The following is a 22,140-nucleotide window of genomic DNA, read 5'->3' as shown; positions in this document are numbered from 1 at the left end:
GCGCCGGTCCCGCCGACAGTCGATAAACGCTCAGAGGCGCGAGCGCGCTTTCTGATTCGATGTATAGATGTTGTCACGCGCAGGCGCTACGCCTGTTTCGAGCACATTGAGCCATGCATCGGTGGACAGCACCGCGGCGAAACGCGACTGCATCACCACCGTGAACACGCGGTGAATATCTTCCGCACTCGCATAGCCAGCACTGTTTTCATACGGCACGGAACCGGTCGCATCGACGAGAAACTCGACTGCCAACCCGGCATGGACCGCGTGTTTGATCGTGGAGTCGTCACAGTTGTGCGTCATGTAGCCGGCTATTACGATCGTGTCTATTTCATGCGCGCTGAGCCAGTCGGCAAGACCGGTGCCGGCGAAGGCGCTCGGCAGCGACTTTTCGAAAACCACTGCGTGCGGGCGCGACGTCACCACGTCATGCAGCGCAGCGCCCGCCGAGCCGCGCGCAAACAGCGGCGACGTTGCCGGTGAGATGTTCTGGATCAACACGACCGGTACGTCGTGCCTGGCGGCAGCGTCAATCGCGCGACCTATGTTGGCGAGCGATACATTGACGTCGGGATACTCGATCGGCAGATCGCCGGTGACGTATTCGTTCTGGACATCGATGACGATCAGCGCGCGGCGGGGAGAGGACGACATGGTGAAGCTCCTGGTTGGGTGTTCTGGCCTGAACGACTAGCGACCGACTATACCGGGTCTCTTGCGAGTTGGCATACCCGAGGAACAACGCATCGGCTTAGCCCCCTTTCGTCTCGAGATGAGCCTTGAGCGCATCGATGAACACCCGCACCTTCGGCACCGGATAACGTGCCGATGGAAAGATTGCGTGAATGCCCGCGGGTGGCGATGACCACGCCGGCAGTAACCGCACCAGCCGTCCGGCCGCGACATCCTCTCCGATAGAGAAATTGGTCAGATAGGCCACGCCGGCGCCTGCTAATGTTGCGGCGCGACACGTAGGCGCGGTGTCTGCGAGAAATCCCGAACTGAACCGGACAGTCCGCCTCCCGCCACGCGTGCTTTCGAGCGGCGCCACCAGCGGCTTTTGTAACGCGGACATGCCGACGAACGGCAGCTTTGCAACCGCCTCGAGCGTAGCCGGCTTGCCCCACTGTGCGACAAACTCGGGGCTCGCCACGAGCCATTTGACGAAACTGCCGATCCTGACCGCGCGATGACTCGAATCCGCCAGACGCCCAAGCCGGATCGCTACATCAACCGCTTCTGCGACGAGATCCACCTGACGGTCAGCTGACACGAGTTCAATCTTGAGCTCTGGATGCCGTTGCTGCAGCGCGACCAGCATGGGCACCACCACGCTTGCCCCATAGTCGATCGGCGTGGCGACACGCAACGTTCCCCGCAACGCGCCCGACTCCTGTGTCAACGCCGAGATCGCTTCTTCGGTCGCGTTCAGGATCTGCCGGCTTGATTCGTAAAACGCCCTGCCGGCCTCCGTCACGCTGACCCGACGCGTGGTGCGTACAAGCAGGCTCGCGCCGACCTCGGCCTCGAGACGCTGCATGTGCGTACTGACCATTGTCTTCGCGATCCCGAGGCGATCGGCGGCGGCTGTCAGGGAACCGGCCTCGACCACAGCCGCGAAAACCACGAGCCGGTTAAGGTTGACAGCGCTCAGGCTAGTCATTGGATTGTCCACTTTAAGAGGATTGTCTAACCATCATTATCCGTCTTCCCGGGGCAAGTGAGACGTTCTATGCTCACTCTATCCATCCACCCGTTCATATCCTTACCTGAGTCATCATGCCTACTCCCACGCCTGCCAAACCCCTCCAGCCGATCCGGCTGCGTACCACGGTGCTGTCCGGACACGGACATCGCGTGAAACTTTTCCTGACGCTGCTCGACCTGCCTTTTACGACGATCGAGCTCGACATGAAGGCCGGCGACAACCGCAAGCAGGCGCATCTGGCGCTCAATCCGTTTGGCGAGGTACCGGTCATCGAAGACGGCGATATTGTTGTGAGCGATTCAAACGCGATCCTGGTCTACCTCGCCCGCAAATACGGTGACGCTTCGTGGCTCCCCGAGGATCCTGTCGATGCGGCAGCAGTGCAACGCTGGCTGTCGCTGGCTGCTGGCAAGATTGCGTACGGTCCTTGCGCCGCACGTCTGGTCACGGTGTTCGGCGCACCGCGGGACTATGCAACCGCAAAGAGGATCGCGGAAGATCTCTTTCCGATCATCGATCCCGAGTTTCGCGACAAGCCGTTCGCGGTCGGGCAGACACCGACCATCGCCGACATCGCCGCGTATACGTACATTGCTCATGCGCCAGAAGGCGGCATCTCGCTCGAGCCGTACCCGCATTTGCGCGCTTGGCTGAAACGCGTCGAGGCACTGCCGCGCTTCTTGCCAATGCCCGTAACCAAGGCGGGTCTCCTCGCCGACGCGAAGTAGCGCGTCAAACAGCACACGCTTTTATTCGAGATCGAGAACATCATGTCCACTCCCGTTGCCGCGCCTCCCTCGGGCTGGCGTGCTATCGAATCGCCATTCCATGCCGACGAACTGGCCGCGCAGGAACGTGCGGGGGTGCGCGAGCGGATGAACATTGACGCGCGCCGCGGGATTCGCGATTACATGCCTGAGCAGCACCGCCGGTTCTTTGCGGAACAACCGTTCATGGTGCTCGGTGGAGTGGATGAAAAGGGGCAACCGTGGGCGACGCTGCGTGTTGGTGCGCCGGGTTTTATCTCGACGCCCGATGAACGCACGCTGCGTATCGGCGGCCGGAGTTTGGCGGGCGATCCGCTTGCGCGTATGTGGCAAGTCGGATCGGTCTTGGGTGGGCTCGGTATCCAGCCTGCTACGCGTCGGCGCAACCGGGTCAACGGAATCATCACCGCTATCGACGATCAAGCGATTAGCGTTGCCGTGAGCCAGAGTTTTGGTAACTGCGCCAAGTACATCCAGAGCCGTACGCCTATCGAATTTAATGTTGAAGAAAGTCAGGAGTCGCCGGTTGTTTCAAACCACCTGAATGACGATGACCGCGCGCTGCTTGCACGGGCGGATACCTTCTTCGTCGCGAGCGCGAATACATCGAGCGATGCGGGCATGGGGCGTGGCGCTGATGTATCGCACCGCGGTGGCAAGCCGGGGTTTATTCGTATCGACAATGAGCACACGCTGACCACCCCGGATTTCAGCGGCAATCTGTTCTTCAATACCATCGGCAACCTGATGCACGATCCGCGTGCGGGTTTGTTGGTCATCGACTTCGACAGCGGCGACCTGCTGTATCTCGCCGTCGATGCCGAGATCATTTGGGAAGGTGCGGAACTCAAGTCATTCGATGGCGCCGAGCGGCTGATCCGCTGGCATGTGTGCGAGGTTCGACGCACCCGGCGTGCGTTGCCCTTGCGTTGGTCCGGGGTGCAATACGCCCCGCAATTGGTGAAGACCGGTAGCTGGAAAACACCGGAGACAACACCGTTAGCTGCGAGCACGTGGCGCACGCTAAAGGTCGCCGACGTTCGCGACGAGGCTCCCGGCGTGCGATCGTTCTATCTGCAAGCCGCTGATGCATCGACACTTCCCGCATTCGAACCCGGCCAGTTCCTGCCAATCCGGCTGCACGTTCCAGGGCTCGCAGCACCACTAATCAGAACCTATACCCTTTCCGATGCCCACAATGATCGACATTATCGGATCACGGTAAAGCGCGAGGGTGCGGCGTCGACGTGGCTGCATGAGAACGTTGAGGCTGGAATGGAGATCGAGGCCAAGCTGCCGGGCGGAGCGTTCGTGCTCGACCGAAAGAGCGGCCGTACGATTGTATTGCTGTCCGCTGGCATAGGCATTACGCCAATGATCGCAATGCTGAACAGCTTGCTCGCCGACAAAAGCGGACGCGAGCACATTCATTTTATCCACGGTGCGCGCCGGTCCAACGAACATCCATTCGCCGATCAACTCAGGGATGCTGAGCAAATCCACTCGCGTCTCTCGGTACATCTGCGAGACAGTCAAGCAGATTCAGGCCACGACGCTCATCCGCGTTCGTCCGTCGGGCGTGTTGATATTACGTATCTCAAGAGTGTGCTGCCCTTTGACGATTACGATTTTTATCTGTGCGGTCCAGGCTCGTTCATGCAGGATATGTACAGCAGCTTGCGTTCGCTCAACATTGCCGACAACCGGATTCGCTTTGAGGCGTTCGGGCCGGCCAGTGTCAAGCACACAGAAAACGCTTCAACTGCGGTAGCAACGCCTGTGTCTCGACGTGACCCCGAGCATTCATCGAAAGTGGTCTTCATGCGCACGCGTCGCGACGCACGGTGGTCGCCGGAAGACGGCAGCCTGCTGGATTTTGCTGAGGCGAACGGTGTGACGGTTGCGTCGAATTGCCGGTCCGGAGTGTGCGGTACGTGCGCGACGCGTGTGCTTTCCGGAGAGGTGACATATCCGGTGCCATGTGAGGCGGAAATCCCGCCGGGGCATGCGCTGATTTGCAGCGCGATACCGGCGAAGCTTGGACTGGGTGAAGAGTCGGCGGTTGTACTGGACGTTTGAGTTTCGTCCATGCTCGGATTACCACCTCTCTTCAGCGGATCGTCAGAAGAAAATGAAGTCGTCGTTGCTGTCGGGTAGTGCGCTTAATATGCGCTGGAAGCGATAACCGCCAATGAGTCCCGCAACGCCGATAATGACCACGAGCCACGCATGTTTAGGGTCGCGTGCACGCGCCGCGGACGCCGTCGGCGCATTGTGCGAAGGCCGAGGGTACGTGGCTTTTTTCCGTGTCGAGTAGCGCATTTAGCTAGCCACCATTGCGCCGTCAGGCAGCATCGAAGCCAGGACCTCAGCGAGTTCTGTCGTCCCGAAACGCCGCTCGCCCATTCCCGCTTCCACGTCGATGCGGCCCGCGTTATGCGCATCGCAGAGTTCGGTAATGAGATCGGCATGGTTCGCGCTAAGGCCGGCGCGCAGAAGCGTGGATGTCCATTCGCTACGCGGCACTTCGCGCGCGTTTATTTCGCGCCTGCTGACATCGCTTAGTGCACGCGCGACATCGAGCGCACTAACCCGTCGCGGACCTTCAACGCTCACCACACGCGGCACGCTCGCGCGCGACTCGTCGAGCAGCAGTTCGGCCGCGAGTTGGCCCACGTCCTGCGCGGCTACCGTGGGAAAGCGCTTGTTCAGAGGATCATGCAGACTTGGCAGCACACCCGTTGCCAGCGCGACCGGAATCACACGTGCCCAGTTCTGCATATGTTCCGCGGCGCGCAACAAGGTCAGGTTTTGCGCCACCGGCCGCAACTGTGATTCAAGGGTGTGAAAGAGCAATGTGATGCCCGTGCCACGATCCAGTTCCGCGCCATAGTCGGACAATGCGAGCACACGAGGGGGCGGATTAGCACGCAGCGCGACGGCCGCGACGTCGATCATGTGGCGCATCGTGCTCTCGGGTTGCGCGTCGCCATTTGGCACTGGACACAGGATCTGCACCGCCTGCGCGCCATCGATAGCCTTCGCCACCGACGCGGGATTTGTCAGATCGGCAAGCACGATTTCGCAACCGATTCTTGCAAGGTGCTCGCCCTGAGATTCGTTCCGTACGACGGCTCTTACCGCGTGCCCCGCGTTGCGAAGTGTTGCAGCGGTGACGCGCCCTACTTTGCCTGATGCTCCGAATATTACGAACACATTCGACTCCTTGTTGGCCTGGATATCGTCATCGTAGGGACGTCCGACGTTCCGGGCGCGCAGACAAGGATCATCATGCGCAGATACGGATGATTGTTTTGTGGGACTGCGGCGAGACTTACGGTGCAGGGACGTCTCTAGCCCACGGCATCGAGCAAATTAGGCCGAAACGCAGCACAATGCACGCTGTTGCCTACCTCCATGAGGAACTGCCATGAACGCCGTGACTCCATTGCCCATGTCGCCCGCCGGCTCTCGCGTTAACTTGCGCTCCAGCAAGGGCCGCGGCTGGAACGGCTTCGGAGCGGCGCTGCTCGGTATTTCTGCGGGCGTGCATCGGCTTACACCTTCGTCACATCATGTCGTCGGCGTGCATGTCGGGGCACCGGTGAAGGCGCACTGCATGTGCGACCAGCGTCGCGACGCACGCATCCAGGCGCACGGCGATGCCGACGTGATACCCGCAGGACTTGAAGGCCAATGGGTCGACGAATCGGACTGCACGATCCTGAGCGTCTGGATCAGCGAGCCATTCGCGCGCAAGACCCTGGAGCAACTCGATCTGAGGGCACGGGACGCGCAGATCCGTCCGCAACTCCAGATGCGCGATCCGCGTTTCCAGCATCTGGCATGGGCACTGCAAGCAGAGCTCGAAGCCGGCGACACGTCCGATCCGCTCTATGCGGAAAGCCTTTGCACCGCGATGGTGGTCCGTCTGATCGACGGCGCCGAACGCGTCGATGCGCTCGAAGGCCGCCGGCGCAAGCTCGCGCCGCGAATGGCGGCGAATGTAATCGACTTCATTGAAAGCAATTTGGAACAGCGCCTGACGCTCGACGAACTAGCCGCGCTGGCCCACCTTAGCGTGCCGCATTTCAAGGTGCTGTTTCGCGAGACGCTTGGCGTGCCGGTGCATCGATACGTCGTACAGCGGCGCGTCGAGCGCGCGAAGGCGTTGTTGCTGCAGGGTAAGCTGAGTACCAGCCAGGTGGCGCTGGAAACGGGCTTTGCGCATCAAAGCCACATGGCGCACTGGATGAACCGGCTGCTCGGCCTCACGCCGCGCGAGATTGTGAAAGCCAGCGGCCACGCGATTCAACTCCCCGATACAGCGGGTACGGCGAATACAACAACCCACAAGAAGCTGCTTTCACGTTGAGTCGATGACAGATATTTCAGGAACTCCGCGGGCCTCTGCGTCCGTACGATCGACCGATTATGGTTTGTGGGCGCTTACCTTCAGCTACGTTCTAAGCCAGTTTTTCCGTAGCTACATAGCAGTGATTTCCACACAGCTTATCAGCGACTTCCATTTCACTCCGCAGATGTTCGGCTGGTTCTCCGGCGCATTTTTTCTCGTCTTTGCCGCGGCGCAAATTCCGGTCGGATTCATGTTCGACCGGTATGGCGTGCGTTATCCCACGGCGGTGCTGATGAGCGTAGGCACGTTGAGCGCCGGGCTTGTGTCGGTCACTACCGATCCGCGCCTCGCCATTGTTGCCCAGGCGGGAATCGGACTGGGTTGTGCGCCGGTTTTCATGGGACTGCTCAACCACGTTCTGCGCCACGGGGCCGGTCCACGCGATGTGCGGGCTATCACGACCGCCAGCGCTATTGGCATGTCCGGCGGGCTGCTCGCAGCGTTCCCGCTAAGCTGGGCGACAGCGCGCCTCGGCTGGCGGCCGGTCATGGCGTTATCCGCCGTTTTTATGCTCCTCGCGACGATCGGCATTGTGTGCTTCGTGCGCCGGCAGGACGAAAAACCTTTGCTCAAGGCACCGCCTTCGCAACCATCGTTCAGGACGGCGGTGCCGCCGAACCGCGCGAACGGATTATGGACGTTGATGCCGGTTTGCCTGGCTATGTCCGTGGGCGCAACGTTTCGAACTTCCTGGGGTGGACCGTATCTGGCGGACGTGTTTGGTTTCGACGTGATAGCGCGTGGCAACGCGATGACCATCACCAGTATCGCCGGGATAGGCGCGTCTTTTGGCATCCCGTTCCTTGTTCGGCGATGGGCTCCCAAGACGTTATCGCTGTGCTGGCAGGCCGTGGGCGTTTTTGCGGCGCTCTTGCTGGCGATGATGCCGCAACGAAGTCCGGCAATAAGTATTGCCGCGATTTGCTTGCTGCTGTCGGTGGGCTGCATTCATCCGCTGATCATGTCGCAAGCGCGGGCGATTATTGCGCCAGCCAAGCTGGGGCTTGGATTGGGATTGCTTAACAGTCTTGTGTTTTTGGGCGTGGCGCTGGCAAGCAGCATTTTTGGCTGGATAGCCGAGGGAGCCCGCTATGCCGGTGTGTCAAACGCGGATCTTTACTCAAGGCTGTTTGTTGTGACGGCTGTACCGCTTGCGGCCGGCGCGCTCGCTTATTGGTTTAGCCCTGAGAGTGCGCGCAAGTGATGCAGGCGTACCGGCCGAGGGTGTGCCTGCAAACCGCGCTTATCCTCCGACCATTCCGCGCCCTCGTCCCAGCCCACTGGCAACAACAGTCAACCCAGTCAGCAGCACCAGCGTAATCCCATACACATCTGTCGTAAGCCGCAAGCCAACGATATGGGCCATCGTTCCCGCGATAATCGCCGGCACGCTGAACGCCAGATAACTCAACACATAAAACGCCGCCATCAGGCCCGCGCGTTCGTGCGCTTCAGCCAGTGGCAAGACCGAGCGCAATGCGCCTTGAAACGCAGAGCCAAAGCCTATGCCAGCCACTATCGTTCCGACGAAAAGGAGTCCGGCGTTACCCGTGTGGGCGCCCGTCAGCGTGACCAGCAATCCAGCGGCAAGCACCAGCGCGCCCGTCACGAGCAACCGGGGTGTGCTCAAGGCGCGCAACAGCAGCACTGCAGCAAAGCCGCCGCACGTCAAGGCAAACACGACCCAGCCGCCCGTCGTGACGGCATCGGTGCCGGTCACAGCGCGCGCAAGCGTCGGTCCCAGCGACAAATAGAACCCGCCCAATGCCCATACCGCGACGTTGACCGGTGCAATGCGCAGCATCGCACCACGCGCCGCCTGGGGCACCCGCACGCGCGGCACCAGTGAAGCCAGCGTACCCGGGCGGCGGCTCACCGTCTCCGGCAGCAGCCACACACCCACGGCCTGAAGCAGGAACACCGCGAGCATCAGGAAGTAGACGAGCCGCATGGGCGCGGGCGCATATTGAACCAGCAAGCTCGTGCCAAGCGCCCCCACCCCCATGCCAAGCAGCGGCGACAACGTATTGACCAGCGGACCGCGCGCGCGGCTGGCATCGAGAATCGCAGCACCCAGCGCACTCGTCGCCGCACCGGTCGCGAAACCCTGGAGGACACGCGCCAGGATCAGCATCCGGACACTATCGGCATCGGCGAATATCAGCATTGCCACGATTTCGAGCGCCAGTCCGCCAACAATCACCGGACGCCTGCCAATGTGGTCAGAGAGCGACCCCGTCGTCAGCAACGCGAGCAACAAGCTGAACGCATAAACGCCAAAGACCACCGTCAGCATCCCGGACGAGAACCCCCACGCCTCCTGGTACAGCCGATAAAGCGGCGTCGGCGCACTCGATGCCCCAAAGAACATCGCCGCTATGAACGCATAGAGCAGCAACGCGTAGCGAGTCCGATGAGAAGGTGAACCGGGATCGGTATCGAAGGCCATTGCACACTCCGGGAAATAAACGCAAAATAATTGCTTTAGCGGATTGTGCACGTTGCCTTTCGTTAACGCAACGTTTTAGCTTTAGTGCGTCTTATCGATGTGCGCGAACAGGGTCGGAGAGAGACAAGAAATGGCAGCAAGAGAAGGGTTGCGACCCGGCGGACGCAGCGCGCGGGTGCAGGAGTCGGTGCACCACGCAGTCAAGACATTGCTGGCGGAAATATCGCGCGAGGAACTCACCGTGCCGCAAGTAGCAGCGCGTGCCGGGGTGACACCATCCACTATCTACAGGCGTTGGGGCGACCTGCCTACCCTTCTCGCCGATGTCGCCCTGCAGCGCTTTCATCCGGATAACGGACCGGCCGACACCGGCGCTCTGCAGAGCGATCTGGAAACATGGGCGCAGGGGTATCAGGAAGAGATGTCGTCCGCGCCGGGCCGGGCCATGACACGTGACGTTCTGGCAAGCAACGATTACCGCAGCCCAGCCTGTCAGTGCGCGGCCATCACGCGCTCGCAGATCCAGATGATCCTGGACCGGGCTATCGAGCGAGGCGAAGCGCCGCCCGATGCAAATGCGATCTTGGATAACGTGGTCGCGCCGCTCATCTATCGCCTGCTTTTCGACGATGCCCCGATAGACCCCGCGTTCGCCCGCACGCGCATGACGATGCTGCTGGACGGGACACGGTAAGCATCATGAAAATCACGCTTCGTTCGGGTAAGTCCCCTCGGTATTGAAGCAGCGCGATGCTCATGCCTTTGTCGGTGTTTCGCTAACCGGTACCGCTGTTGCAGGCGAGTAGCAAGCGGTCTTACGCCGCAAGCCGATAGCTCATCATTGCAGGCCCTGAGATAGCAGGCGGAAACACACACCAGTTACCGTCATCGTGGCGAAAGAAAAAGATTGCGCGTGAGCCGGTCGGTGCCGAGGCCTCGACGCGCACGTAGCGTCTCTTGTCCAGACTCATGCGGCCGAATTGAACCACGTGGATCTGCATCGCCGGGGTAGGTGCCAGCCATTTTTCGACGAGGTAATGCAGTGACTTCTCGGCGATGTTCATCTCCGTCTCCTTCATACCGATGCTGCTAGCCGGTAACCGTACAACACGACGGCGCTCAGCCACAGAACGGAATATTCCGCGGGCCATGTACCCGGGAAAAGAGCCGGGTGCAAGCCCGTGTTCGACCTGCCGGGAGCATCTCGGCTCAACCGCCGCCGTACATTTCGTTCAGACGCTCCAGCGTGCCATCCTGCTGGGCGCGTATCAGTTCCTCGTAAACCTCTGCGCGGGTCTTGCCGACGGGCGCAGCGTTGCTCTTCATGGGTGCCGCAGGCTGTGCAGGTGCCGAATTCGCCTGCGACACCACGGCGCTGTTATCGCCCGGCGTCCCCTTGGCCGCGTCGTACTCCCCGGCATATGCCTGCGCCGCGACGGCCATCAGCGCGCCAGTGACAACTAACGTGAGGAATTTCATGAAAACCTCCAATTCATTCGTTTAGGAATACCGATCACATTCACTGTGTGAGATGCATCGGATTGTCGCGTCGGAGATATTGCAAGGATCTCAAGGTCCTGGATAAATCAGTCAGACGTGCACTCATATAACTATGGCCAAGTGCGGTTTATTCCCGATCGTCACGTTGATCCGAACGCGGCTTTCTTTTTCACGAATACCGGGAAAGTGGGAATAAAACCGCACGGTCGCGGGTCTTATTGTCAGGTTCGATAAACACAAATCGGCCACGGGAACATGGCTCTCGGCCGTTTCCGCCGTCTCAGGTCCCGCGGCAGGCATCTTGAGCACCGGTGCGCGTGAATATTTTTGCCCAATCCGTGCACGTTTGGCTGGAGTCATGTTTAATGACCCGTCCACGTTCGACATCAAGAGGAATGGAGATGCAATCGATTTTGCGTCATTTTCAGATTGGATCAGGCGTGGTGCTGCTGACGTATCTTTTCCTCCATCTGGTCAATCACGCGCTCGGAATCTGGTCGCTTGATCTCGCGGGACACGGTCTCACGCTTGCCATAAAGCTATGGCACAGCACGCCCGGCACGATCTTGCTCTATGGTTCGGCTGCGCTTCATTTTTCGCTGGCGCTGCGCACGATCTACGGGCGTCGCCGCTGGGTATTGCCCGCTACCGAATGGATCCGCATCTGGGCAGGACTCAGTTTGCCTCTCCTGCTCATCCGTCATGCGGTTGCGACCCGTCTCGCCGCCTCGCTCTACGGCTTCGAACCGAACTATGAAAAGATCGTGATCTCGCTGATCTCAAGCGGCACTCAGGGCTTGCAACTTGCGCTGCTCGCGCCGGGCTGGGTGCACGGTTGTCTCGGACTCTGGATACGTTTTCGCCACTACGATCCCTTGCGCCGTGCAAAACCCGCACTGATCGCTGTGCTCATTGGCTTGCCGCTGATGTCGGCGGCCGGCTTTCTTCACATGACCCGGGCTGTCGAGACGGCCAGTGCCGTGCTCCCGGCACCCGATCCGAAGCTGCTTGCACATCGGGTCGCGCTGGATACGTGGCGTCGTGATCTCCTGACTATCTATCTGTCCCTGGTGATTGGCGCCCTGGTCGCGGGCCAGTTGCGCAATCGAGTCGAGCGTCGAAGTCTCCATAAGGCATCGCTCGATACCTGACGCAGCCGATCCACCGCAGTTTCCGGTTGCGGGTCAAACACAGTACGATCTCAATGATTAGCTATCTTAAGTATTATTCAAGTAATTGAATTTCAAAGACTAAACGCAGTGTTCGAACGACCACAAAAATCGCGATACGCACCACCGAGATTCTCCTCCCGCCCGCGCCCGATTTCGCACAATCCCCTCTTCGCCCCTGTTCCCAGTAGTTGACGCCGGTCTTGAACACCGACATACAGAGGGAACAGAAAGATACAGCGTGGCACCAAATCGTTTTCCTCAAATCCGCTAACCGCCCCGCACACAGCTTGCCTGAGCTTAAAATCACCTATCAATACTTAGCCGATACTTAGCGCGTACTTCCATAATCATTGAAATAGCATTCCATATCTTTTAATAAATCATCCCAGGTTAATTCCGACTACACACTTGGCCTCGCCTACGCAATACAGATTCACCATTGGGTATGGTTACCATAAGTTCATTTAACTATCCTAAAAATTACGCTGCCCTCACATTTACTTCGGGACGCGTAACATTTACAAATTGATTTCAATTACATCGATGCCATTCCCATCGAGAGAAATTGGAACAACCACGCACTACCTGGATCACGCGTCCTTCGCGTGACCCGATCAATGTATCTGGCCGAGACACGCCCCTTGTAACCAATCTGATACCTGCTCCTTTGAGGAGGGCGTAGCGTTAAAAAGTAAAGAAAATATTTTAATAAGCATAACTATCAAGTGGAGACGACGATGAAAAAGAGACGAAATTCACTCATGGCGGCCGCGCCGATCATTTTCCTTGCCGCCGGCAGTGGAGGTTTATCGGAGAAGGCGCTCGCGCAGGCACTTCCCGCAGATGATCAGGCAAGACAAATCCAATTGTTGCGGCAGCAAATGGATGCGCTGACAAAAAAACTGGACGAGCTTTCCGCCAAGCAGGCGCGATCGAGCGCCGAGGCACCTCGCCCGGCAACCGTTTCAACTATTCCAAACACGGCTTCTGTATCGGCCGGCGCTACGGCCACGCCAACGAGCACTCAGACGGGATCGGCGGACGACGGATCCAGCTCGTGGGGCGCCAGCATGCCGCCGCGCCTGCGGTCCTTGCTGGCAGCGCTCGGCAACATGGAATTCTATGGAAACCTGGATCTCTCTGTGGACTACCTCACGAAGGGACTCAAAAGCGAATACACAACGCCAAGCGGCGAACGAGTTTTCCCCGCGGGTCACATGAGCTGGCAACCTGACGTCTCCTCGAACCTTTCTTACGTCGGCGTACGCGGCAAACAGCCGTTTGGATCAGATAAGAGTCTCGCGTTTGTCTATCAGTTGGAAACGCAACTGGATATCTCGGCGACGGCGGGCACTTCAAACTCGAATTCCGCGCAAGACTCGTCCGTCAAGGGCGCACTAACATCGCGCAACAGCTTTATCGGTGTCGCGTCTACGTCCTGGGGTGCGTTAAAGATCGGCAAGACCGACGCCCCATACAAGACCTCCACCGCACGCATGAATCCTTTCTCCGGGACGATCGGAGACTATTCCGCGATCATGGGCAACACGGGCGGGGATAATCGCGTCGAATTCGGCACGCGGCTTGACCATGCAATCTGGTATGAATCGCCGACGTTCCACGGCTGGAATTTTAATGCGTTGGTGTCGCCCGGACAGAACCGCGGTTATGAGAACTCGGTTCAAGCTTCGGGGGAATCGAGCTGTACGGGGGGCAATGTTCCCGGAAGCGGCGGTACACCGCTCGCCTGTAACGACGGCAGTTACGGCTCGGCATACAGCGCGAACCTAGCTTATACCAATGGACCGCTTTACTTCACCACCGCCTACGAACTGCACCAAGGCGTCAACCGTTCCAGCGATGTCACGGCGAGTCCCGCGGCATTGGCATCCCCCGACGGTACCGACCCGAACGATATTGGTAACGAATGGGCATTCAAAGTCGGCGCGCAATATACCCTGCCCACTAAAACAACTTTGAGTGCAATCTACGAAGTAATGCGCAGGAATGTTCCCGCCTATCTGCAGATCCAGAACGAGCGTAGCCGTAATGGTTTCTGGCTTGCGCTGACGCAGGAGTTCACGCCAAAGGACAGCGCCAGCATTGGATGGGGTCATGCGAACCGGACGCCGGGAGATCCTGGCCAACACAATACGGCGCCGGCGGATCCTAATGCCCTGGGTAACGCCAACCCCTCGAACGGTGCCAACATGTTCACGGCCATGTATAGGCATGCAGTGGACAAACACACCACCGTTTATGCGGATTACGCCATCACGATCAACCAGGCTCTGGCTCACTACGATCTCGGCGCTGGAGGACGCTCAGTCACCGCAGACTGCCACGACGGCAGCTCGATCTCGCAAGGCGCTCCTTTCTGCTATGCGGGCGGAAGAATCATGGGGTTTTCCGTCGGTCTGGATTATAAATTCTAGGCTATCGGTCCCTTGCGCCAACGTCTTGAATGAGGTGAGTAGCAACCTGAGGCAGGCGAAAGGACTCTTGCAGTCGTAACGACGAGGTAATCATATTGACCAATAGAAAAACACGCGTTAGCATCTTTTTCATGTTCACCGACGCCACTTCCCGTTCCCGCTTCATGCGTGCATGCTGTCACAGCCTGCCGAGGGGAGCTTGCGTCTAGCGCGTCGACACCATCACGTCCAAGTCCTCCATGGCCACCCGTTGCAAGACTGGTGGCCTTTTTGTTTTCACGGTCGCCAACAATACGGAAATCCGATGGCTCTCGCCTTGTACGACACCTGGTCGCGCGCAATACGCCCGTTCGCTCCGATACAGCCCGGACACGTGGGCATGTATTGCTGCGGCCCCACGGTGTACGACCATGCGCACATCGGCAATCTGCGTACTTACGTGTTCGAGGACGTGCTTCGACGCGTGCTCGCGTTTAACGGCTACACCGTGCAGCACGTGGTCAATATCACCGACGTCGGTCATCTGGTCTCGGATGCCGACGAAGGCGAAGACAAGATGGAAAAAGGCAGCCGGCGAACGGGAGATTCGGCATGGGCTATCGCCGAACGGTATACCGCGGCATTCATGGCGGACTGGCACGCGCTCAACTTGCTGGAGCCTTCGGTCTGGTGCCGCGCGACCGACCATATCGCGGAGCAAATTACCTTTATCGACACGCTGCAACGCAAGGGCTACGTCTACCAGACTGCCGACGGCCTGTACTTCGACACCAGCAAGCAGGACGACTACGGTTATCTGGCGCGACTCGATCATGCGGGACTGCAGGCCGGAAAGCGGGTTGCGGTCGGTGACAAACGGCACGCCACCGATTTCGCGCTCTGGAAGTTCAGCCCACCGGATTGCACCCGGCAGATGAAGTGGGACAGCCCGTGGGGCCGCGGTTTTCCGGGCTGGCAATCGAGTGCTCGGCCATGTCGGCGAAATACCTGAGTCCCTGGTTCGATATTCACTGCGGCGGCGAAGATCACATCTCCGTGCATCACAGCAACGAGATTGCGCAGACGCAGGCCTGCCACGGCACCCGGCTCGCCAATTTCTGGATGCACGGCCATTTCCTGACGCTGGACCTGGCCAAGATGTCGAAATCGGCGGGGGATTTCGTGCGCCTGCAGACGTTGATCGACCGCGGGATCGATCCGCTGGCTTACCGCTACTTGTGCCTGACGGCGCATTATCGGAGCAGCTTGCGGTTTAATCACGAGGCGCTCGACGCTGCGCAGTCCGCGCTGGACCGGCTGCGCAAAACCTGTTCGAGCTGGCCGGCGGGCGGACGTGCTGATGAGCGCTTCGAGGCCCGCTTCAACGCCGAGGTCAATCAGGACCTGAATCTGCCACGAGCGTTAGCCGTCTTGTGGGAACTGGTCAAAAGCGATCTGCCGGACGCTACCCGACGCGCGACGGTTGACCGCTTCGACTCAGTGCTAGGGCTCCGGCTAGGCGAATGGCAGACGAACAAGGTCGATATCCCGGCAGACATTGCAGCGCTCGCAGAGAAACGTGAGAAAGCTCGCGCCGATAAGAACTGGGCACAAGCCGATCGTCTGCGCGAAGTTTTGAAAGCAGCAGGCTGGCAAGTCGAGGACAGTGCGAGCGGACAACGGCTAAGCCCAACGGATCGTGCCCCTTAGCGCCGTGAGACCGGCCACGGACGCAGAAAGCAGCAACTCGGCGTTGACCCCGACCACTAACGCCGAAAGCACCAACCCGGCATCACCCCAGAACCACCGGCCCCAAAACCCCACCAACCAGAACCCCGAGTGCGAACGAAAACCAACCTCTAATCCTTCGCTCCACGAACCAGTTTACCCAGACGCTGAACCAAAGGCTCAAACAACTCAGCCGATGTATTCCCATACCCCAGCACCAGCCCGTTATCCTCGGGCGTAGGCTGCAGCGCGAAACTCGATAACGGAGTGGGTGCTATGCCGTGACGCCGTGCTGCATCGGCGATTTCACGGTCCGGGTAACACGCGGGCAGCCTTATGGTTAAGTGCAACCCGCAATAGCCACCTTCGATAACATGCATCGCCGGCATATGCCGCGTCAGCGCTTCTCTCAACGCATGTTGCCGGTCGCGATACAAGCGCCGCATGCGGCCCAGGTGCCGGCTGAACTGGCCGCTTTCAATAAATTCGGCCAGTGCGAGTTGTTCGTAGCGGTGACCCCCTCGCAGCATATCGTCCAGAGGCGCCTTCATTTGCGCTACCAAGGTCGCCGGGAGCACCAGAAAGCCAATCCGCAACGACGGAAACATCGTCTTGCTGAACGTGCCCACGTAGAGCACGGGCGCTTGCGCCACCAGACCCTGCATCGCACCGATAGGCTCGCCCGCGTGGCGGAATTCGCTGTCGTAGTCGTCTTCGATAATCCACGTGCCGTTGCGCTGCGCCATCGCGATCAACTCCAGGCGGCGCGCAACGGTCAGCACGGCGCCCGCGGGATATTGATGCGACGGCGTCGTGTAGATCAGACGGGGCGGCTGCGTCTGCCAGTCGCCGTCGGCGGCGATCAGACCATCGGCGTCAACGCGCATTGGGACCATTCGCAGGTCGCCGGCTCGCATTGCCGTCTTCGCCCCGCGATAACCGGGGTCCTCGATCCACGCCGTATCGCCGGCGTTGGTCAACAAACGCACGCATAGTGAAAGCGCTTCTTGCGCACCCTCGGTGATGACCACTTGAGCCGGCTCGCACCGCACGCCTCGGGCTATGCCGAGGTGCCGGGCAATGGACGCACGCAACGCCGGCTCGCCTAGAGGATCGCCATAACCGAGCGCCGATGGCCCCGCATGACGAATAGCGCGGTCGATCGCATGGCGCCACGCAGCCAGGGGGAAATGGGACAAGGCCGGCACGCCGGGCCGCAACGCGGCGCCCGAGTCGGCAGGCGGGGTGGTCGCTTGAAGAGGCGTCAGCCGGCGCGCGGTGGCTGGCGCCGGCGACGCGTTGCGCTTGCCGTGCGGCGCCACCGGACGCGATAACGCCGCTACCCGCGTGCCCTGCCGGTCGGGTTGCACATAACCCTCGGCGGCCAGCAGGTCGTACGCGGCAGTCACCGTGTTGCGCGAGATCGACAGTGCTTCGGCCAGCGCGCGCGATCCCGGCAGGCGGCTTCCCGGCGCCAGATGGCCACCGAGGATGGCTTCCTTGAAGCGATGGTGCAACTGGCGCTGCATGGACATCGCGCCGGGACCTTTGGCGAGCGAAGCCTCAAGCAGCGTTTGCGGTGCAAGGGATGAAGTAGCGGTCATGAGAAGGATGGGAAGTGCCCGAGATCCAATGGTTCCACGGGTTTCACGAAACGTGGAACCATGAAATATAGGGAATGTGGCACTTTTTAAGGTTCCATGATGCGCGTACGTTAGCACATGCTTCGCCTACGTCCCGCTTCAACATTCGCCTCACGCCGCAAGGAACCGCTATGCCCAGCACTTTGAACCAGTACCAGCAACCCGTTGGCGAGCCCATGCCACACTGGACCGCGCGTGTGCACCCGCCGCGCAGCCCGATCGAAGGACAGTACTGCCGGCTGGAGCCACTCGAGCTGCACCACGCCGCTGACCTCTTCAAGGCCTACAGCCAGGCGCCCGACGGCCGCGACTGGACCTACATGCCGGTTGGCCCCTTCGACAACGCCGCGAGCTATCGCGACTACGTCGAACGTGCCGCGGTCAGTCCCGATCCCCAGCACTACGCGGTCATCGACCTGAAGACGGGGGCGGCGATCGGCACCCTGGCGCTGATGCGGATCGACCTGGCCAATGGGGTTATCGAAGTGGGGAGCGTGGCGTTCTCGCCTCTGCTCAAGCGCACGCCAATATCCACCGAGGCCCAGTACCTGTTGATGAAACATGCCTTCGACGAACTCGGCTACCGGCGCTATGAATGGAAGTGCGATGCCTTGAACGCACCTTCGCGGCAAGCGGCCGCGCGGCTCGGTTTCCAGTTCGAAGGCATCTTCCGGCAGGCCGTGCTCTATAAGGGACGGACACGCGACACCGCGTGGTTTTCCATCATTGACAAGGAATGGCCCGCGGTGCGCGCTGCGTTCGAACAATGGCTTGCACCGGAGAACTTCGATGGGCAAGGGCGGCAGCGCAAGTCGTTGACCGAAATACGCGGTCCGAACCCCACAGCAGGCTAGCCGCAGTTTTTCAACTGCGGCTTTTGCGGGTTCCCACCATTAATCATTGTTGGTATCGTGCGCGTTGCTGGCGGCCCGGTCGCCCGGGTTGCCAAGTCACCGCTGCCACAAGCGCCTCTCATTCCCTCCGCAACGGACATTCAAACAATGAAATTCGATCGTCTCGCCCAGTCGCTTCTCGCGGCGGCGCTCGCCCTTTGCTACGCGGGCGCACAAGCCGCATCGCAAGCCCCGGTCGCCGCCGAGAACGGCATGGTCGTCACTGCCCAGCATCTCGCAACCCGCGTGGGTGTCGACGTGCTCAAGGACGGCGGCAACGCAGTCGATGCGGCCGTCGCTGTCGGCTATGCACTCGCGGTGGTCTATCCTGCGGCCGGCAACATTGGCGGGGGCGGATTCATGACAATCCAGCTCGCCGACGGCCGCAAGACCTTCCTCGATTTCCGCGAGAAAGCACCGCTTGCCGCGACCGCGAACATGTATCTCGACAATAACGGCAACGTGATTCCGGGCCTCAGCACCAAGGGTTATCTGGCTGTCGGCGTGCCGGGCACGGTGTCCGGCATGGAAGTGGCGCTAACGAAATACGGCACGATGAAACGTGCCCACCTCATCGAACCGGCGATCCGGTACGCTCAGGAAGGCTTCGTGCTCGACCAGGGCGACGTCGATATCCTCGGCACAGCAACGGCCGACTTCAAGAAAGATCCGGCGGGCTCGGGTTCGATCTTCCTGAACCACGGTGAGCCGTACCAAGTTGGCGAGCGGCTAATGCAGAAGGACCTTGCAAAAACCCTGCGCGAAATAAGCGTCAAGGGTCCCGATGGCTTCTATAAGGGCTGGGTCGGTCACGCCCTCGTCTCATCGACGCAAGCCGGCAAGGGCATCATCACGCAAGCCGATCTCGACCAATACCAGACACGCGAACTCGCGCCCGTCGAGTGTGATTATCGCGGTTACCACGTGGTCTCGGCGCCGCCGCCGAGCTCGGGCGGGGTCGCTATCTGCGAGATCATGAATATCCTCGAAGGGTATCCGATGCAAAGTCTCGGCTTCCGTTCAGCCCAGGCCATGCAGTATCAGATCGAGGCGATGCGCCACGCTTATGTCGACCGCAACAGCTATCTGGGCGACCCGGATTTCGTGAAGAACCCGCTGGACCGTCTGCTCGACAAGAACTACGCGGCCAAGATTCGCGCGGCGATCGATCCGCAGAAGGCGGGGGTGTCGCAGGAGATCAAGCCTGGTGTTGCACCGCATGAAGGCACCAACACGACCCATTATTCAATCGTCGATAAATGGGGCAACGCGGTTTCGGTGACCTACACGCTGAACGACTGGTTCGGCTCGGGCGTGATGGCGAACAAGACCGGCGTGTTGCTCAACGACGAGATGGACGACTTCACGTCGAAGGTCGGTGTCCCCAATATGTATGGTCTGGTGCAGGGCGAGGCGAATGCTATTGGACCGGGACGGCGTCCGCTGTCTTCCATGAGCCCGACGATTGTCACGAAGGACGGCAAGACCGTGATGGTGGTCGGCACGCCGGGAGGCAGCCGCATCATTACCGCGACGCTGCTGACCATGCTCAACGTGATCGACTACGGCATGAACATTCAGGAGGCCGTCGATGCACCGCGATTCCATCAGCAATGGCTGCCGGAAACGACGAATATCGAACGCTTCACGTTGAGTCCTGACACGCAGAAGATCCTGGAAGGGTGGGGCCAGAAGTTCTCCGGACCGCAGCCGGCCAACCACGTTGCAGCGATCCTGGTCGGAGCGCCGTCATTGGGTGGCAAGCCGGTTGGCAAGAATCGTTTCTATGGTGCGAACGATCCGCGCCGTAACTCGGGTCTTGCGCTTGGCTATTGATGGTTATTGATGGCTATTGATTGATGCATCGCAGCGGTGCTGGCGGATGGTTTTATTTATCGCCAGCACCACTAGGACATGCAGGTTCTTTCGCCTGGCAGCATAAGCCGCTGACATCATTCGCTGCTGGTCCACTCCACGTCCGCACCTACAGAGCGCAGGTTTTCCACGAAACGCGGGTGTGCGCGGCGGATCGGCAGCGCATTGATAATCTCCGAACGCCCCTCGATACTCGCCGCGACCATCAACAGCGCGATCGCCACGCGAATAATGTACGGGCTCTCGACCTTGGCCGGACTCAACGGCAAACCGCCGAACGTGATCAGCCGGTGCGGGTCGGACAAAAACACGTGCGCACCGAACTTCGACAGTTCCACGGACCATCCCATGGCGCCGTCATAGACCTTGTTCCAGAACATCGCGCTGCCTTCGGCCTTCACGCCAAGCGCAATGAAGATGGGCAGCAGGTCGACCGGCAGATAAGGCCAGGGCGCCGCTTCCACCTTGGTGAGGATGTTTTGCGTAAATGGCCTGCGTACGTGCAGCGGACCATCCTGGAACGCGCGCGACCAACCGTCTTTATGCGCTACGTTCACGCCGAACTTCGCGAAGGTCCGGTCGATCAGCGGGAATTGTTCGGGCGCGGTGTTTTTGACCGCGATGTTGCCGCCGGTGATTGCCCCGAGTGCGAGGAAGGTTGCGATTTCGTGGAAGTCCTCGCTGAAGCGAAACTCGCCGCCACCCAGCTTGCGGCCGCCCGCGACGCTCAGACGCGAGGTGCCGATCCCGTCGATTGCGACACCCAGCGTGGCGAGGAAGCGGCAAAACTCCTGCACATGCGGTTCCGATGCCGCATTGACCAGCGTTGACGTACCACCGGCCGCGACCGCGCACAGCACGAAGTTCTCGGTGGTGGTGACCGATGCATAGTCCAGCCAATGATGATTCGCGGTCATCTGCGTATCCGCGCGCACGATGAGCGAGTCGGTCGTACGCTCGACCTGCGCGCCGAAACGCTCGAACACCTCCACATGCGGATCGATCTCGCGAACGCCCAGCGTGCAGCCCTTTACGTCGTTCTCCAGCCGTGCCACGCCGAAACGCGCTAACAGGGGAGGTACCAGCATGATGGAAGAACGCATCTCCTCGGGCAGCCGGTGCACCACGGGATCGAAAGTGGTTGCGTGATGATGCAGGTTGAGAATGCCGGTGGAAAAATCCATCAACACGTTGCTGCCGAGCGTGCGGAAAATCTCGAGGATCTTTTTGACGTCGGTGATTTCAGGTACGCCGATAAGGCGCAAGGGTTGGTCGGTCAGCAGGGTGGCGCAAAGGATGGGCAGGACGGCGTTTTTGTTGGCGGACGGCGTGATCTCCCCGCGTAACGGGACGCCGCCATGTACGATCAGATTCGACATGTTCGGAAGAGGCTCGTGGAAGAAGCGAGGGGATAATCATGCCACCGCGCGACGCGCACAGGTCGTATGTGTGGCTAATTTCTGAAGTGCCGCCACGCACAGTGGCTAATAGTGATAAAGAAATCAGCTAACTCACGGGGGGTGTAATTAGTTTTGTGTAAACGGTCATTTGGCAGGAGACTGCCAGCATCT

General features: G+C 60.0%; 17 protein-coding genes and 2 pseudogenes. 10 read left to right on the top strand and 9 right to left on the bottom strand.

Annotated features, from left to right (window positions below):
* Nucleotides 1-30 precede the first annotated feature (30 nt).
* Complete coding sequence (locus tag M0D69_RS25285; RefSeq protein ID WP_301784601.1) at nucleotides 31-657, bottom strand: cysteine hydrolase family protein; 627 nt, start codon at nucleotides 655-657, stop codon at nucleotides 31-33.
* Between the two features lie 97 nt (nucleotides 658-754).
* On the bottom strand, nucleotides 755-1,666 hold the full coding sequence (locus M0D69_RS25280) for a LysR family transcriptional regulator (protein WP_301784600.1): 912 nt from the start codon (nucleotides 1,664-1,666) through the stop codon (nucleotides 755-757).
* Between the two features lie 116 nt (nucleotides 1,667-1,782).
* On the opposite strand from M0D69_RS25280, the gene M0D69_RS25275 reads away from it, so the two are divergent.
* Together M0D69_RS25275 and M0D69_RS25270 are read left to right on the top strand one after the other, a co-directional pair.
* Nucleotides 1,783-2,439 carry a glutathione S-transferase family protein gene (locus tag M0D69_RS25275; RefSeq protein WP_301784599.1) on the top strand — a complete coding sequence of 219 codons (657 nt, stop codon included), beginning with the start codon at nucleotides 1,783-1,785 and terminating at the stop codon, nucleotides 2,437-2,439.
* Between the two features lie 42 nt (nucleotides 2,440-2,481).
* Entirely contained in the window at nucleotides 2,482-4,557 is a 2,076-nt protein-coding gene (locus tag M0D69_RS25270; RefSeq protein WP_301784598.1) for a pyridoxamine 5'-phosphate oxidase family protein, read from the top strand.
* Between the two features lie 42 nt (nucleotides 4,558-4,599).
* On the opposite strand, the gene M0D69_RS25265 is transcribed toward M0D69_RS25270, so the two are convergent.
* On the bottom strand, nucleotides 4,600-4,800 hold the full coding sequence (locus M0D69_RS25265; RefSeq protein WP_301784597.1) for a hypothetical protein: 201 nt from the start codon (nucleotides 4,798-4,800) through the stop codon (nucleotides 4,600-4,602).
* Nucleotides 4,801-5,694: an NAD(P)H-binding protein gene (locus M0D69_RS25260; RefSeq protein ID WP_301784596.1), complete on the bottom strand. Its 894-nt coding sequence runs from the start codon at nucleotides 5,692-5,694 to the stop codon at nucleotides 4,801-4,803.
* Between the two features lie 214 nt (nucleotides 5,695-5,908).
* Here M0D69_RS25260 and M0D69_RS25255 point away from each other — a divergent pair, with 214 nt between their 5' ends.
* On the top strand, nucleotides 5,909-6,853 hold the full coding sequence (locus tag M0D69_RS25255; protein ID WP_301784595.1) for an AraC family transcriptional regulator: 945 nt from the start codon (nucleotides 5,909-5,911) through the stop codon (nucleotides 6,851-6,853).
* Nucleotides 6,854-6,857: 4 nt separating this feature from the next.
* Nucleotides 6,858-8,099, top strand: coding sequence for an MFS transporter (locus tag M0D69_RS25250; protein ID WP_301784594.1), 1,242 nt, complete (start codon nucleotides 6,858-6,860; stop codon nucleotides 8,097-8,099).
* A 39-nt stretch (nucleotides 8,100-8,138) separates the two neighbouring features.
* On the opposite strand, the gene M0D69_RS25245 is transcribed toward M0D69_RS25250, so the two are convergent.
* On the bottom strand, nucleotides 8,139-9,344 hold the full coding sequence (locus M0D69_RS25245) for an MFS transporter (RefSeq protein ID WP_301784593.1): 1,206 nt from the start codon (nucleotides 9,342-9,344) through the stop codon (nucleotides 8,139-8,141).
* 130 nt (nucleotides 9,345-9,474) lie between these two features.
* Here M0D69_RS25245 and M0D69_RS25240 point away from each other — a divergent pair, with 130 nt between their 5' ends.
* Nucleotides 9,475-10,038, top strand: coding sequence for a TetR/AcrR family transcriptional regulator (locus M0D69_RS25240; RefSeq protein ID WP_301784592.1), 564 nt, complete (start codon nucleotides 9,475-9,477; stop codon nucleotides 10,036-10,038).
* A gap of 121 nt (nucleotides 10,039-10,159) precedes the next feature.
* On the opposite strand, the gene M0D69_RS25235 is transcribed toward M0D69_RS25240, so the two are convergent.
* Nucleotides 10,160-10,408 carry a hypothetical protein gene (locus M0D69_RS25235; protein ID WP_301784591.1) on the bottom strand — a complete coding sequence of 83 codons (249 nt, stop codon included), beginning with the start codon at nucleotides 10,406-10,408 and terminating at the stop codon, nucleotides 10,160-10,162.
* A gap of 145 nt (nucleotides 10,409-10,553) precedes the next feature.
* The gene (locus tag M0D69_RS25230) at nucleotides 10,554-10,823 is read right to left on the bottom strand and encodes a DUF4148 domain-containing protein (RefSeq protein WP_301784590.1); all 270 of its coding nucleotides are present in this window, start codon (nucleotides 10,821-10,823) and stop codon (nucleotides 10,554-10,556) included.
* Nucleotides 10,824-11,245: 422 nt separating this feature from the next.
* On the opposite strand from M0D69_RS25230, the gene M0D69_RS25225 reads away from it, so the two are divergent.
* The 3 genes and pseudogenes from M0D69_RS25225 (at nucleotide 11,246) to cysS (ending at nucleotide 16,140) form a co-directional block, all read left to right on the top strand.
* On the top strand, nucleotides 11,246-11,995 hold the full coding sequence (locus M0D69_RS25225; protein WP_301784589.1) for a hypothetical protein: 750 nt from the start codon (nucleotides 11,246-11,248) through the stop codon (nucleotides 11,993-11,995).
* 758 nt (nucleotides 11,996-12,753) lie between these two features.
* On the top strand, nucleotides 12,754-14,451 hold the full coding sequence (locus tag M0D69_RS25220) for a porin (RefSeq protein ID WP_301784588.1): 1,698 nt from the start codon (nucleotides 12,754-12,756) through the stop codon (nucleotides 14,449-14,451).
* A 304-nt stretch (nucleotides 14,452-14,755) separates the two neighbouring features.
* Nucleotides 14,756-16,140: pseudogene (gene cysS, locus M0D69_RS25215) on the top strand (cysteine--tRNA ligase).
* 149 nt (nucleotides 16,141-16,289) lie between these two features.
* Here cysS and M0D69_RS25210 read toward each other — a convergent pair.
* The gene (locus M0D69_RS25210) at nucleotides 16,290-17,762 is read right to left on the bottom strand and encodes a PLP-dependent aminotransferase family protein (protein ID WP_301784587.1); all 1,473 of its coding nucleotides are present in this window, start codon (nucleotides 17,760-17,762) and stop codon (nucleotides 16,290-16,292) included.
* A gap of 170 nt (nucleotides 17,763-17,932) precedes the next feature.
* On the opposite strand from M0D69_RS25210, the pseudogene M0D69_RS25205 reads away from it, so the two are divergent.
* Nucleotides 17,933-18,660 (top strand): annotated as a pseudogene (locus M0D69_RS25205) (GNAT family N-acetyltransferase); the annotation flags it as partial.
* A 247-nt stretch (nucleotides 18,661-18,907) separates the two neighbouring features.
* A complete protein-coding gene (ggt, locus tag M0D69_RS25200) occupies nucleotides 18,908-20,530 on the top strand; it encodes a gamma-glutamyltransferase (RefSeq protein ID WP_301784586.1) in 1,623 nt (540 codons plus the stop codon).
* Between the two features lie 116 nt (nucleotides 20,531-20,646).
* On the opposite strand, the gene M0D69_RS25195 is transcribed toward ggt, so the two are convergent.
* Nucleotides 20,647-21,948, bottom strand: a complete 1,302-nt coding sequence (locus tag M0D69_RS25195) for a UDP-N-acetylglucosamine 1-carboxyvinyltransferase (protein ID WP_301784585.1) — start codon at nucleotides 21,946-21,948, stop codon at nucleotides 20,647-20,649.
* Nucleotides 21,949-22,140: the final 192 nt, after the last annotated feature.

Origin of the sequence: Caballeronia sp. SEWSISQ10-4 2 (assembly GCF_030464885.1) — a bacterium.
Taxonomy (GTDB): domain Bacteria; phylum Pseudomonadota; class Gammaproteobacteria; order Burkholderiales; family Burkholderiaceae; genus Caballeronia.
This window is presented reverse-complemented; position numbering and strand designations above follow the sequence as displayed.